Raw genomic sequence first — 14514 nt, 5'->3', positions numbered from 1 at the left:
GTGGTTCACCGAAGTTTTATGCCCAATAGTTGGGGGCATTGCGCTCAGGCTTTCGCCGAGCGCGGCCGCAGGACGCTTTGGGTATTCAACGCGTGTTGACAACCTCCGAGTCTGCGGTTTTCCAGCAACGAACCGGACTCCCAAGGAGGCAAGCCCATGCGTGGTGCGCGCAGCGCCAAGTGGGCCGCAGTGGCGATCGTTGTGGCCCTGGCCGCGACCGCCTGTGGTAGCGATGACGACAAGGGCGGCAGCGGCGACGGCGGCAACGCGTCCGGCAACGCCTCGGGCATCGTCAAGGTGGACGGCGGCGAGCCCCAGTCGGCTCTGGTCCCCACCAGCACCAACGAGCAGTTCGGCTCGCTGGTGATCAAGAACGTCTTCGCGAACCTGCTGGACTTCGAGGACGACGGCTCCATCAAGTACGTCGCGGCCGAGTCCATCGAGTCGAACGACGACGCCTCCGTGTGGACCGTGAAGCTGAAGGACGGCTTCACCTTCCACGACGGTGAGAAGGTCACCGCCCAGCACTACGTGGACGCCTGGAACTGGGCCGCCAACGTGGACAACGGCCAGAGCCAGAGCGCCTGGTTCGAGGACATCGAGGGCTACGCCGATGTCCACCCGTCGGAGGAGGGCGCCGAGCCCACCGCCGACGCCATGTCCGGTCTGAAGGTCGTCGACGACAGCACCTTCGAGATCACGCTGGCGAACCCGGTCTCGTACTACGAGTACAAGCTGGGCTACCACGTCTTCGCGCCGCTGCCCTCCAGCTTCTACGAGGACCCGGATGGCTTCGGCCAGGCGCCGATCGGCCAGGGCCCGTACGAGTTCACCGGCTGGACGCACAACGAGAAGATCACCCTCACCACCTACGCCGACTACGCCGGTCCGAACAAGGCGCAGAACGGCGGCGTGGAGATCATCGCGTACGACAACCTGAGCACCGCCTACCAGGACCTCCAGTCCGGCAACCTGGACGTGCTCCGTCAGGTCGACCCCAAGGACCTGCCGGTCTACCAGGACGACCTGGGCGACCGCGCCATCGCGCAGCCGTACAACGCCACCCAGTCCATCGTCCCGGCCTTCTACGCCGGCTGGAGCGACCTGGACGACCCGTCCAAGGTCCTCCAGGGTGTCTCGATGGCGATCGACCGGGAGACCATCACCCAGACGGTCCTCAACGGCTCGCGGACCCCGGCCGACAGCTTCACCCCGCCCGGCGTCTTCGGTCACCTGGAGAACGCGGCCGACGGCAAGACCGACTTCAACCCGGAGGAGGCCCGCCGTCTGGTCGAGGAGGGTGGCGGCGTCCCCGGCGACAAGATCACCCTGCAGATCAACGGTGACGGCGGTCACGCCGAGTGGGCCACCGCGGTCTGCAACGACATCATCAAGAACCTGGACGTCGAGTGCGTCCTGGACACCAAGCCGGACTTCGCGACCGACCTGGCCGACCGCCGCGCCGACAAGGTCAAGAGCATGTACCGGGGTGGCTGGCTGCAGGACTACCCGCTGAACGTCAACTTCCTGCGGGACCTGTACAGCACCACCGCGCCGTCCAACTACGGCCGCTACAGCAACGAAGAGGTCGACAACCTCTTCAAGCAGGGTGACCAGGCCGGTTCCTTCGACGAGACGGTCGCCGCCTACCAGGAGGCCGAGAAGGTCCTCTGGGAGGACATGCCCGCCATTCCGCTCTGGTACCAGAACGTGAACGGTGGCTACTCCACCAACGTGGAGAACGTCCACTTCGACGTCGCCGGCCAGCCGGTGATCGAGGACATCACGGTCAAGTAAGACCGCTGCTGCAAGGGGGCCGGTGGCCGCTTCCGTGACCCGGAGCGGCCACCGGCCCTGCCGACTGACATGGAGGAACGATGGGGCGCTACGTCGCGCGGCGACTGCTCCAGATGATCCCGGTGTTCGTGGGGGCGACCTTCATCATCTTCATGATGATGTACGCCCTGCCGGGTGACCCGATAGCCGCACTGTGGGGCGAGCGTGCCCCCGACCCGGCTCAGATGGCCCAGATGAAGAAGGAACTGGGCCTGGACCTGCCGATCATGCAGCAGTACTGGAACTACCTCATCGGGGTCTTCCAGGGTGATTTCGGCGTGCAGATCGCCAGCAGACGCCCGGTCATGGATGTGATCGGTGACGCGCTCCCCGCCACCCTCAGACTCACCCTGATGGCGTTCGTCTTCACGGCCGTCGTCGGCATCGCCATGGGCCTGATCGCCGGGCTGCGGGCCGGCAAGAAGACCGACAGCGGCGTCCTCTTCGTCACCCTGCTGCTGATCTCGGTCCCCAGCTTCGTGCTCGGTTACCTGGTGCAGACCTACTTCGGTGTGAAGCTCGGCTGGATCACCCCCTCCGTGCAGGACTCGGAGAACTGGGGCGAACTGCTGCTCCCCGCGATGGTGCTGGCCGCGCTCTCCCTCGCCTATGTCGCGCGGCTGACGCGTACCTCGGTCGCGGAGAACAAGCGCTCTGACTACATGCGCACCGCCCGCGCCAAGGGCCTCACCCAGCGCCGGGCCGTCAGTGTCCATCTGATGCGCAACTCCATGATCCCGGTCGTCACCTTCCTGGGCGTGGACCTCGGCAACCTGATGACCGGTGCGATCGTCACCGAGGGCATCTTCAACGTGAACGGCATCGGCCGGGCGGTCTTCCGGGCGCTCAACACCCGTGAGGGCTCCACGGTCGTCGGCATCGTGACCTTCATGATCGTCGTCTATCTCGTTGTCTCCCTGCTCGTCGACCTGCTCTACGCGGTCCTGGACCCGAGGATTCGCTATGCCTGAGGCTCCTGACACCACGGCGACCACCAAGGGCGGCGAGACGGTCAAGACCCCCGACGGGGTGCTGGTCGCCGAGGCCGGCCCGCCGCCGGGCAGGCCGAGCAGCCTGTGGTCGGACGCCTGGCGCGATCTGCGGCGCAAGCCCAAGTTCGTGATCCCGGCGATCATCATCCTGTTCCTGCTGTTCGTCGCGGCGTTCCCCTCGGTGTTCACCTCCGAGACCCCGCGGCTGGGCGACCTGACCCAGCACTACCTGCAGAAGCCGGAACTGACCCACTTCTTCCAGCCCGACTGGTTCGGTTACGACCAGCAGGGCCGCAGCATCTACGCCCGCGTGGTGTACGGCACGCGGGCCTCGGTGATCATCGGTATCTCGGTGACCGCGCTGGTGCTGGTGGCCGGCGGGCTCATCGGCATGCTGGCCGGCTACTTCGGCGGCTGGATCGACGCGGTGCTCTCCCGGGTCACCGACACCTTCATGGGCATCCCCTTCATGCTGGGCGCCATGGTCGTGCTGGTCTCCTTCAACGCCCGCACCGAGTGGGTGGTGATCCTGGCCCTGGCCTTCCTGGGCTGGACCACCGTGGCCCGGGTGATGCGCGGTTCGGTGATCACCATCAAGCAGGCCGACTACGTGCAGGCCGCCCGTTCGCTGGGCGCCGGTACCGGCCGGATCCTGCTGCGGCACATCCTGCCGAACGCCGCCGCCCCCGTGATCGTGGTGGCCATGGTGGCGCTGGGCGGGTACATCACCGCCGAGGCCACGCTCTCGTACCTGGGCATCGGTCTTTCCGACCCGGCGATCTCCTGGGGCGGGGACATCAACTCCGCCCGGGACCAGATCCGGGTGGCCGAGCACATCCTGATCTTCCCCTCGATCGCGCTGAGCGTGACCATCCTGTCCTTCCTGATGCTGGGTGACGCCGTGCGCGACGCCCTCGATCCCAAGCTGCGCTGAGGGAGTTGACGCGCGTGTCGATCGAACCGATCGAAATCACCCCGGCGGCCGCCCCCGGCGTACCGCTGCTGGAGGTCCGTGACCTCCATGTGGAGTTCCACACCCGGGAGGGCGCGGCCCACGCCGTCAACGGCGTGAGCTACACCGTGGACGCCGGCGAGACCCTCGCCGTCCTCGGTGAGTCCGGTTCCGGCAAGTCGGTGACCGCCCAGACCATCATGGGCATCCTGGACATGCCGCCCGGGAAGATCACCGGTGGGGAGATCCTCTTCAAGGGCCAGGACATGCTCAAGATGTCCGAGGCCCAGCGCCGGAAGATCCGCGGCAACCAGATCGCGATGATCTTCCAGGACGCCCTGTCCTCCCTGAACCCGGTGCTGTCGGTGGGCTTCCAGCTGGGCGAGATGTTCCGGGTGCACCGGGGCGCCTCGCGCAAGGAGGCCAAGGCCAAGGCCATCGAGCTGATGGACCGGGTCCGCATCCCTGCGGCCAAGGAGCGGGTGAACGACTACCCGCACCAGTTCTCCGGCGGTATGCGCCAGCGCATCATGATCGCGATGGCGCTCGCCCTGGAACCCGACGTGATCATCGCGGACGAGCCGACCACGGCCCTGGACGTCACCGTCCAGGCGCAGGTCATGGACCTGCTGGCCGAGCTCCAGCGCGAGCACAACATGGGGCTCATCCTCATCACCCACGACCTGGGTGTGGTCGCGGACGTCGCCGACAAGATCGCGGTGATGTACGCGGGCCGGATCGTGGAGAACGCCCCGGTGCACGAGCTGTACAAGCGGCCCGCGCACCCGTACGCCAAGGGCCTGCTGGAGTCGATACCGCGTCTTGACCTCAAGGGCCAGGAGCTGTACGCGATCTCCGGTCTGCCGCCGAGCCTGACCGCCGTGCCGGCTGGCTGCGCCTTCAACCCGCGCTGCCCGCTGGCCACCGACCAGTGCCGTACGGACGTTCCGCCGCTGGTGCAGGTCACCGAGCAGGACGGCATCCCGATCACCGGGCGGTCCAGCGCCTGCCACCTGTGGAAGGAGACGCTCCATGGCTGACCTCGGCAAGGCCGCGAGCGAGCGCGAGCCGATCCTGGAAGTGCGCAATCTCGTCAAGCACTTCCCGCTCACCCAGGGCATCCTCTTCAAGAAGCAGATCGGCGCGGTCAAGGCCGTCGACGACATCTCCTTCGCCCTGTACCGGGGAGAGACGCTGGGGATCGTCGGCGAGTCGGGCTGCGGCAAGTCCACCGTGGCGAAGCTGCTGATGAACCTGGAGAAGCCCACCTCGGGGGAGATCTTCTACAAGGGCGAGGACATCAGCAAGCTGTCCGGGCGGGCGCTGAAGGCGGTGCGGCGGAACATCCAGATGGTGTTCCAGGACCCGTACACCTCGCTCAACCCCCGCATGACGGTCGGCGACATCATCGGCGAGCCGTACGAGATCCACCCCGAGGTGGCGCCCAAGGGCGACCGGCGCCGCAAGGTGCAGGAACTGCTGGAGGTCGTGGGCCTGAACCCGGAGTACATCAACCGGTACGCCCACCAGTTCTCCGGCGGCCAGCGGCAGCGCATCGGGATCGCCCGCGGGCTGGCGCTCAACCCGGAGATCATCGTGTGCGACGAGCCGGTCTCGGCGCTGGATGTGTCGGTGCAGGCGCAGGTCATCAACCTGATGGACAAGCTCCAGAACGAGTTCGAGCTGTCGTACCTGTTCATCGCGCACGACCTGTCCATCGTGCGGCACATCTCCGACCGGGTCGGTGTGATGTACCTGGGGAAGATGGCGGAGATCGGGAGCGACACCGAGATCTACGACCACCCGACCCACCCGTACACCCAGGCGCTGCTGTCGGCGGTGCCGCAGGCCGATCCGGAGGGCCGGGAGTCGCGGGAGCGGATCATCCTCACCGGGGATGTTCCTTCGCCGGCGAACCCGCCCTCGGGCTGCCGCTTCCGTACCCGGTGCTGGAAGGCGCAGGACCGGTGCGCGCAGGAGCTGCCGCTGCTGGCGGTGCCCGAGCGGTTCCGCGAGGCGGGCGGCGGGGCGGCGCACGAGTCGGCCTGTCACTTCGCGGAGGAGAAGGACGTGGTGGGCGCCTCGTGACCTTGTCACCGCGCTGACCAAAGGGACGGCCACGGCCGCCGGGCATCTCGGATGTCCGGCGGCCGTCGGCATGTGAGGGATGAGGGCGTGTCGGCGCGCCCATAAAGAGGATCTTGTGATGAAAGGTCCTATATTGCCTTAATGCGACTTTCGGTAGTCCAAGGAGGCCATCCCATGCGTGCAGCCACCCGACTGACCTGGGCCATCGCCGCCACGACGGCCCTCGCCCTGACCGCGACCGCCTGTGGCGGCAACGGCACCGCGAGCGGCAGCGCCGGGGTCGTCCGCGCCTCCTGGGGAGACCCCCAGCACCCCTTGGAGCCCGCCAACACCAACGAGGTGCAGGGCGGCAAGGTCCTCGACATGATCTTCCGCGGTCTCAAGCGCTACGACCCGGAGACCGGCGAGGCCAAGGACGAGATGGCCGAGTCCATCGAGACCACCGACCAGCAGAACTTCACCGTCAAGATCAAGTCCGGCTGGACCTTCTCCGACGGCACCCCGGTCACCGCCGCGTCCTACGTCGATGCCTGGAACTACGGCGCCAATCTGAAGAACGCGCAGATCAGCAGCTACTTCTTCCAGTTCATCGAGGGCTACGACGCCGTCCACCCCGCCGACGAGAACGCCACCCCCTCCGCGGACACCATGAGCGGCCTGAAGGTCGTCGACGACCACACCTTCACCGTCAAGCTCAACGAGCCGTTCTCCCTGTGGCCCGAGACGCTCGGCTACGCCGCCTACTCCCCGCTCCCGCGGGCCTTCTTCGACGACCACGCCACCTGGCTCAACAAGCCGATCGGCAACGGCCCGTACAAGATCGACACGTACACCAAGAGCCAGAGCATGAAACTGGTGAAGTACGAGGAGTACGCCGGCCCCGACAAGGCCCAGAACGAGGGCGTGGAGCTGCGCGTCTACACCGACAACAACACGGCGTACACCGACCTGCAGGCCGGCAACCTCGACGTCATCGACGACGTGCCCGCCTCCCAGCTCAAGAACGCCCAGAAGGACCTCGGCGACCGCTACATCAACCAGCCGGCCGGCATCATCCAGACCGTCGCCTTCCCCGTCACCCAGGACGGCTGGACCAGCCCCGAGTCCGCCAAGGTGCGCCAGGGCCTGTCCATGGCGATCGACCGCCAGGAGATCACCTCCAAGATCTACTTCGACACCCGCACCCCCGCCACCGACTTCACCTCACCCGTCCTGGGCGACGCCGGCGGCTACCAGGAAGGGCTGTGCGGCGAGTTCTGCACCTATGACCCCGAGCGGGCCAAGCAGCTGATCGAGGAGGGCGGCGGACTGCCCGGCGGCAAGATCACCCTCAGCTCCAACGTCGACACCGGATCGCACCGGCAGTGGATGGACGCCGCCTGCAACAGCATCAACAACGCCCTGGACGACACCGGGGCCTGCACCGTCAACCCGGTGCCCACCTTCGCGGACTTCCGCAACCAGATCACCGAGGGCCGCATCAGCGGCATGTTCCGCAGCGGCTGGCAGATGGACTACCCGCTCATCCAGAACTTCCTCCAGCCGCTGTACTACACCAACGCCTCCTCCAACGACTCCCGCTACAGCAGCCCCGAGTTCGACCGGCTCATCAACGAGGCCAACTCCGCCTCCGACGAGGCCGAGGCCATCGGCAAGTTCCGCGACGCGGAGAAGGTCCTCGTGCAGGACATGCCCGCCATCCCGCTGTGGTACCAGAACGGGACCGCCGGCTACTCCACCCGCGTCAGCGACGTGAAGCTCAACCCCTTCTCCGTCCCGGTCTACACGGACATCAAGGTCAGCTGACAGACACCAGCCACCGCAGCGGAGGTCCCCCCACATGGGGCGCTACGTCGTACGACGCCTGCTCCAGATGATCCCGGTGTTCATCGGCGCCACCTTCCTCATCTTCGTGATGGTGTACGCGCTCGGCGACCCGGTCGCCGCCCTGTTCGGCGACCGGGCCCCCGACCCCGCCACCGCACGCCAACTGCGCGCCGAGTTCCACCTCGACAAGCCCGTGTGGCAGCAATACCTGCTCTACATGGGCAACATCCTCTCCGGGGACTTCGGCACCGCCTTCAACGGCGAGAAGGTCACCGACCTGATGGGCCGCGCCTTCCCCATCAGCTTCCGGCTGATGCTCACCGCCCTGGTCATCGAACTGGTGCTGGGCATCCTCCTCGGCGTCATCACCGGGCTGCGCCGGGGCCGGGTCTTCGACACCTCCGTGCTGATGGCCACCCTCGTCGTCATCGCCATCCCCACCTTCGTCCTGGGCACCACCGCCCAGTTCTTCCTCGGTGTCCAACTCGGCTGGATCAACCCCGCCGTCAGCCCCGAGGGCCGCTTCGGCGAACTCATCGTGCCCGGCTGCATCCTCGCCCTGGTCTCGCTGGCGTACGTCACCCGCCTCACCCGCACCTCGGTCGCCGAGAACACCCGCGCCGACTACATCCGCACCGCCGTCGCCAAGGGCCTGCCGCGCCGCCGGGTGACCGTGCGCCACCTGCTGCGCAACTCCCTCATCCCGGTGGTCACCTACCTCGGCGCCGACATCGGCACCCTGATGGCCGGCGCCATCGTCACCGAACGGATCTTCAACATCCAGGGCGTCGGCTTCCAGCTCTACCAGGGCATCCTGCGGCAGAACTCGCCCACGGTGGTGGGCTTCGTGGTGGTCCTGGTGCTGATCTTCCTGCTCGCCAATCTGCTGGTCGACCTCCTGTACGCCGTGCTCGACCCGAGGATTCGCTATGACTGAACCCCCACCGGTCGGACCACCCGAAGGGCCCATCGCCATCGCGGCGGGCGACGGCCGGGGCGAGCCCCCGCCCGTCACCGGAACCGAACCCGGCCGCCCCCGCAGCCTGTGGTCGGACGCCTGGCACGATCTGCGCCGCAACCCGGTCTTCATCGTCTCCGCGCTGCTGATCTGCTTCCTGGTGCTGATCTCCATCTGGCCCTCGCTGATCGCCACCGAGTCCCCGCTGCGCTGCCAGCTCTCCCGCTCCCTGGAGGGCGCCTCCGCCGGGCACTGGTTCGGCTTCGACACCCAGGGCTGCGACGTCTACACCCGCACGGTGTACGGGGCCCGCGCCTCGATCGCGGTCGGCGTCTGCGCCACCCTGGGCGTCGCCCTGGTCGGGACCGTCGTCGGCGGCCTCGCCGGCTTCTTCGGCGGCTTCTGGGACGCGCTGCTGTCCCGGGTGACGGACATGTTCTTCGGCATCCCGCTGATCCTGGGCGCCATCGTCTTCCTCAGCATGATCAAGATCTCCGGGATCTGGCCGGTGGTCCTGGTCATCGCCGCGCTCAGCTGGCCCCAGATCGCCCGCATCGCGCGCGGCGCCGTCATCACCGCCAAACAGAACGACTACGTGCAGGCGGCCAGGGCGCTGGGCGCCTCCAGCTCCCGCATCCTGCTGCGGCACATCCTGCCCAACGCCATCGCCCCGGTGATCGTCATGGCGACCATCATGCTGGGCACGTTCATCGCGCTGGAAGCGACACTCAGCTACCTCGGCGTCGGCCTGCGCCCGCCCACCGTCTCGTGGGGCGTGGACATCTCGGCCGCCTCCACCGGCATGCAGTTCCGCAACGCCCCGCACATCCTGCTCTACCCGGCCGCCGCGCTGTCGCTGACGGTCCTGGCCTTCATCATGCTCGGCGACGCGGTCCGCGACGCCCTCGACCCCAAGCTGCGCTGACCGGAGGCTGACCGTCATGCTGCTGGAAGTCCAGGACCTCCAGGTCGAATTCGCCACCCGCGACGGCGTGGTGAAGGCCGTCAACGGCGTCACCTACGCGGTGGACGCCGGCCAGACCCTGGCCGTGCTCGGCGAGTCGGGCTCCGGCAAGTCGGTGACCGCCCAGGCCATCATGGGCATCCTCGACTCACCCCCCGGCCGCATCGCCGGCGGCTCCATCCGCTTCCAGGGCCAGGACCTGCTGACCATGGGCCGCGAGGACCGGCGCAGGATCCGCGGCGAGAAGATGGCGATGATCTTCCAGGACGCGCTGTCCTCCCTCAACCCCGTGCTGCCGGTGGGCTACCAGCTGGGCGAGATGTTCCAGGTGCACCGGGGCGCCTCGCGCAAGGAGGCCAAGGCCAGGGCCATCGAGCTGATGGACCGGGTCCGCATCCCGGCGGCGAAGGAACGGGTGGGCGACTACCCGCACCAGTTCTCCGGCGGCATGCGGCAGCGCATCATGATCGCGATGGCGCTGGCCCTGGAACCCGACCTGATCATCGCGGACGAGCCGACCACCGCCCTGGACGTGACCGTTCAGGCGCAGGTGATGGACCTGCTCGCCGAACTCCAGCAGGAGTACCGGATGGGGCTCATCCTCATCACCCACGACCTGGGCGTCGTCGCGGACACCGCCGACGTCATCGCCGTCATGTACGCCGGCAAGATCGTGGAACACGCCCCGGTGGGCGCCCTGTACCGGCGGCCGGCCCACCCGTACACCAAGGGCCTGCTCGACTCGATCCCCCGTCTGGACCGCAAGGGCCAGGACCTGTACGCGATCTCGGGGCTGCCCCCCAACCTGGCGAAGATCCCCCCGGGCTGCTCCTTCCACCCCCGCTGCCCGATCGCCCGCGACCGGTGCGCGGTGGATGTGCCCCCGCTGTACGAGGTGTCCGCCGACCGCTCCAGCGCCTGCCACTACTGGAAGGAGACGATCGGTGACTGAGCCGCTGCTGGAAGTGGAGGGTCTGGTCAAGCACTTCCCGCTGACCCAGGGGATCCTGTTCCAGCGCCAGATCGGCGCGGTCCAGGCGGTGGACGGCGTCTCGTTCACGCTGGCGCCGGGGGAGACCCTGGGCATCGTGGGGGAGTCGGGCTGCGGCAAGTCCACCGTGGCCAAGCTGGTGATGAGCCTGGAACAGCCCACCGCGGGCCACATCCGCTACAAGGGAGAGGACATCACCCAGCTGTCCGGGCGGGCGTTGAAGGCGGTCCGGCGGAACATCCAGATGGTGTTCCAGGACCCGTACACCTCGCTCAACCCCCGCATGACGGTCGGCGACATCATCGGCGAGCCGTACGAGATCCACCCCGAGGTGGCCCCCAAGGGCGACCGGCGCCGCAAGGTCCAGGACCTGCTGGACGTGGTCGGCCTGAACCCGGAGTACGTAAGTCGCTACCCCCACCAGTTCTCCGGCGGCCAGCGGCAGCGCATCGGCATCGCGCGCGGTCTGGCCCTCAACCCCGAGATCATCGTGGCGGACGAACCCGTCTCCGCCCTGGACGTCTCCGTCCAGGCCCAGGTGGTGAACCTGCTGGACCGGCTGCAGAACGAGTTCGGCCTGTCCTACATCGTCATCGCCCACGACCTGTCGATCGTGCGGCACATCTCCGACCGGATCGGCGTGATGTATCTCGGGAAGATCGTGGAGACCGGCACCGAGACCGAGATCTACGACCACCCCACGCACCCGTACACGCAGGCGCTGCTCTCCGCCGTCCCGGTGCCCGACCCGGCGCAGAGCGGGCTGCGCGAGCGCATCATCCTCAGCGGTGACGTCCCCTCCCCGGCCAACCCGCCCTCGGGCTGCCGCTTCCGCACCCGCTGCTGGAAGGCCCAGGAGCTGTGCGCCCAGGTGGAGCCGCCGCTGACGGTCCCCGAGGTCTTCACCGACCCCACGACCGGGGCCCACCACCCTTCGGCCTGCCACTTCGCGGAGGAGAAACGCACGGTGGCGGGCGCGTGATCAGCGCCCCGCCAAGTGGTCACCCGCCCTGTGGTGCGACCAGCGGGATGTTCGGGGCCGCCAGTCCGCTGGTCGCCAGCGGACGACAGGATCAGCCCACTTGAGGAAGGAGCCCAGAGGAGGCCGTCCGTTCACGCACTACCATCGGAAAGCCTCCATCAGCACGACGCCCACGGCCCCATCGAGAGCGTCATGCCACAGTGCGACGATCTCGTCGTCGTCGGCGATGTTGATCACCAGATCAGCCAGTTCGAGACTTCCTGGCTGAGCGGCGGCACGGCCATCGGGTGCCTCGACGGGTTCCAGCACCAGTCTTCGCAGTAAGCGCCGGGTTCTTGGATCCAGGTCTTTCAAGAAGACCGGTGGAAACAGCTCATCAGCGCACTGAGCGGGCGGACGCCCCTGAGATGCCCGGATCTGAGCGTAGGAACACAGCCAGGCTGCTGCCATCAGCACGACGAGATGTCGGTCGCCGTCCGCTACACGCCGCTTCACGCGGGATGTGCAGTGTTCACAGCCCTCGTAGGCGGCGGCAAGAGCTGCGACCACATTGCCCTCGTCGCCCGTGATCATCCCCAGAGCGCTGTCCGGGAGACGGTGACCACCCCGCTCAGGACAGAGCGGAGACGAGATTCCGGACACCGACGGGAAGCCGTTTCCTTCCTGCATTGGCCGGGCATCGGCTGCCGGGGTAATCGGTGCCGGCTTCGCTGGGGACGGAGGGGCCGGTGGCGGTACGTCGCCTTCCACCTCGTACCTCAAAGGATTGAACGGTGTCAGGACCGTGATCACCACGGCCTCCCCGGCGTTACGGAACATCTCCGTGATAGCGCGCCGTTGCCGGTCTGCCTGCTCCCAGGTGTCGTAACCCCACTCGTTCTCGCGGCCGTCCGGCACCGTACAGCGGACCACGTACGGATAGGGCGTCCCGTCCGGCCTTCTGATCCCCGGCACGATGTACCCCTCTGAGTAGTCCGCCTCCCGGCCGTAACCGTATGCGAGGAGGGTAAATCACCAGGGGGTTGCTCGGGGGCAAATGATGTCCCCGGCCGAAAAGGCTTCCCGGCCGGGGACATCATTTTGCCTCCGGCGGAGGCAGGGGGAGGTCAGTCCGTACCGAGGTCGATGACCGCGACGCGCTTGGCCGGGTCCGTCTCGCGCAGGGCGTCGCGCAGGGCGCCCGCCACGTCCGTCGGTTCGACCGGGGTCTGGCTGCCGTCGCCCCGCGTCACCAGGACGCCGTCGAACTGGGAGCCGTAGAGGGACGCCAGGACCTCCAGGTCGTACACGTCCACCAGCGAGCCGTTGGAGGGCTGCATCGACAGGAACTGGTGGATGGAGTTCTCCGGGCTCATCGGGAGGGAGATGCCGCCCGCCTCGATGTAGACCATGTCGGACATCGCCGGTTCGGCGAACTCCGCCATCGCGCGGGCCACTTCCTCCTCGGTGATCTCCGGCTCCACCGTGGTCGTGGGCAGCGTGATCACGGTGTTCTCGCCGGTCGCCGCGCGGGTGCGGAACGCCGACTCCACCGCGTCGGCGGCGGCCTGCACGTTGATGCCCTCGCCCGGCGTGCCCGGCCGGGCCTCGGCGCCCGCGCTGCTGAAGGTGATGGAGCCCTCCACCGGGGCGCCGGAACCGACGCCCGCCGTCAGGTCCTCCAGCGCCACCGTCAGCTTCTCCCGGTCCACGGAGAAGACCGCGTCCATCGCCCGCTCGCTGCCCAGCAGCGAGCCGAAGACGGCCATCGGCGCGTAGTCCGGCTCGGCGGCCGCGCGCACGGTCGCCTCGGTGTCCACCGAGAGACCGGCCACGCTCGGCTTGAGCTCCATCTCCTCGTCGCCGACCTGGAGCAGCAGCGGGGCGTTGTTGGCGTCGTCCAGCGCCGCGTCCAGCAGGGCGACGGCCTCGGGGGTGTTGCGGCCGCCGATGTCCTGGCCCAGGACGGTGGTGCCCTTGGGGACGTCCTCCTGGTTGAGCACCAGGCCGGTGCCGTAGGCGGCCACCGCCACCAGCACGACGGCGACGGCGGCGAGCTTGCCGAGCTTGCCCACCTTGCTCTTGCGCTTCTTCGGCGCCGCGGGGGCCGCCGCCGGGGCGGGCTTGGGCTGCTCCGCCATCTCGTCGAAGTCCAGCGCCGGGGGCGGCACCGGCCGGCCGGAGGCGGGCTCGGAGAACGTGGGGATGGCGGCGGTGTCACCGTGCCCGGGGGGCGGCGGGGGCGGGAACGGGCCCCCCAGGTCCAGGGTGGGGCCGCCCGGCTCATCCCGTTCGCCGGGAGGAAGCGTCAGCTCTCCGGTCATCGGCCCCGTGGTGGGGCCGGTGGGCGCGGAGGCGCCCACCGGGCGCGGGGGCAGCCCCATGCCCTCCGCCGGGGTCTCGGAGAACCAGGACGGGTTGCTCCCGGTCTCGTCCAGCGGCTTGCGCGGGGCGGGCGGGGCGTCGAACGTCGTGTCGCCCAGCGAGAGCGCGCCGGTCTGCTCGTCCTCCGCCGGTGGCGCCTTGCGCGGCTCGAACCACGAGCTGGTCTTCTTCTTGCCGGCCGAGGGAGCCTGCTCGCCCAGGCCGCTGGAGGTGGCACCGGAGGCGGGCTTGGGACGGACCGGCAGGCCCGGTGCCGGCGCGGGCGATGCCGGGCTCTGGTCCCCTGCCACGTCGTCGTCGAGCGTCTCCCGCACGACGACGGGCGGAATCGGCCGGGATCCGGGGATGTTGATCCGGATCCGGGTCGTCATCGTGGTCTCGGTCTTCTTCTCCTCCGGCTGCGCCGCACCCGGCGGAGTACCGTCGTTCCCCCGGGGACTGGGGTACGGACTGTCAGTTTCACGACTCAAGGCAGGATCTCCCGGTTGGCTTCCACCGGCCGGCCCGGATTCACTGGCCGGGGCCGGGCGGCAGCCCCACCATACTGGGGTCGGCGCGAA

The 14514-nt window shown here is 68.4% G+C and carries 12 protein-coding genes; 10 read left to right on the top strand and 2 right to left on the bottom strand.

Annotation, left to right across the window (positions count from 1 at the left end):
* The first annotated feature begins 156 nt into the window (after positions 1–156).
* From H7827_RS09520 to H7827_RS09475, 10 genes are all read left to right on the top strand, one after another.
* Positions 157–1797, top strand: a complete 1641-nt coding sequence (locus H7827_RS09520) for a peptide ABC transporter substrate-binding protein (RefSeq protein ID WP_432744138.1) — start codon at positions 157–159, stop codon at positions 1795–1797.
* Positions 1798–1877: 80 nt separating this feature from the next.
* On the top strand, positions 1878–2807 hold the full coding sequence (locus tag H7827_RS09515) for an ABC transporter permease (RefSeq protein WP_030737440.1): 930 nt from the start codon (positions 1878–1880) through the stop codon (positions 2805–2807).
* Positions 2800–3762, top strand: a complete 963-nt coding sequence (locus H7827_RS09510) for an ABC transporter permease (RefSeq protein ID WP_030737437.1) — start codon at positions 2800–2802, stop codon at positions 3760–3762. Before H7827_RS09515 ends, H7827_RS09510 begins: the two co-directional genes overlap by 8 nt.
* Positions 3763–3776: 14 nt before the next feature.
* A complete protein-coding gene (locus H7827_RS09505; protein ID WP_432744135.1) occupies positions 3777–4820 on the top strand; it encodes an ABC transporter ATP-binding protein in 1044 nt (347 codons plus the stop codon).
* Positions 4813–5868 carry an ABC transporter ATP-binding protein gene (locus H7827_RS09500; RefSeq protein ID WP_386537386.1) on the top strand — a complete coding sequence of 352 codons (1056 nt, stop codon included), beginning with the start codon at positions 4813–4815 and terminating at the stop codon, positions 5866–5868. Before H7827_RS09505 ends, H7827_RS09500 begins: the two co-directional genes overlap by 8 nt.
* Before the next feature lie 174 nt (positions 5869–6042).
* Positions 6043–7674: a peptide ABC transporter substrate-binding protein gene (locus H7827_RS09495; RefSeq protein ID WP_386537383.1), complete on the top strand. Its 1632-nt coding sequence runs from the start codon at positions 6043–6045 to the stop codon at positions 7672–7674.
* Between the two features lie 34 nt (positions 7675–7708).
* Positions 7709–8632 (top strand): ABC transporter permease, encoded by a 924-nt coding sequence (locus H7827_RS09490; protein ID WP_030737430.1) that lies wholly within the window; start codon positions 7709–7711, stop codon positions 8630–8632.
* Positions 8625–9578 carry an ABC transporter permease gene (locus tag H7827_RS09485; RefSeq protein WP_386537379.1) on the top strand — a complete coding sequence of 318 codons (954 nt, stop codon included), beginning with the start codon at positions 8625–8627 and terminating at the stop codon, positions 9576–9578. The genes H7827_RS09490 and H7827_RS09485 overlap by 8 nt, the downstream gene beginning before the upstream one ends.
* A 16-nt stretch (positions 9579–9594) precedes the next feature.
* A complete protein-coding gene (locus H7827_RS09480; RefSeq protein WP_432744132.1) occupies positions 9595–10569 on the top strand; it encodes an ABC transporter ATP-binding protein in 975 nt (324 codons plus the stop codon).
* Entirely contained in the window at positions 10493–11590 is a 1098-nt protein-coding gene (locus tag H7827_RS09475) for an ABC transporter ATP-binding protein (RefSeq protein ID WP_432744130.1), read from the top strand. The genes H7827_RS09480 and H7827_RS09475 overlap by 77 nt, the downstream gene beginning before the upstream one ends.
* Positions 11591–11728: 138 nt before the next feature.
* On the opposite strand, the gene H7827_RS09470 is transcribed toward H7827_RS09475, so the two are convergent.
* Both H7827_RS09470 and H7827_RS09465 read right to left on the bottom strand, forming a co-directional pair.
* A complete protein-coding gene (locus tag H7827_RS09470) occupies positions 11729–12544 on the bottom strand; it encodes a hypothetical protein (RefSeq protein WP_432744128.1) in 816 nt (271 codons plus the stop codon).
* A gap of 152 nt (positions 12545–12696) precedes the next feature.
* Positions 12697–14325 (bottom strand): hypothetical protein, encoded by a 1629-nt coding sequence (locus H7827_RS09465; protein ID WP_386537362.1) that lies wholly within the window; start codon positions 14323–14325, stop codon positions 12697–12699.
* Positions 14326–14514: the final 189 nt, after the last annotated feature.

This window comes from Streptomyces sp. JH002, assembly GCF_050916115.1.
GTDB classification, from domain to species: Bacteria; Actinomycetota; Actinomycetes; order Streptomycetales; family Streptomycetaceae; genus Streptomyces; species Streptomyces xiamenensis.
Note: the sequence above shows the minus strand (reverse complement) of the source record. Positions and strands in the feature narration are given on the sequence as shown.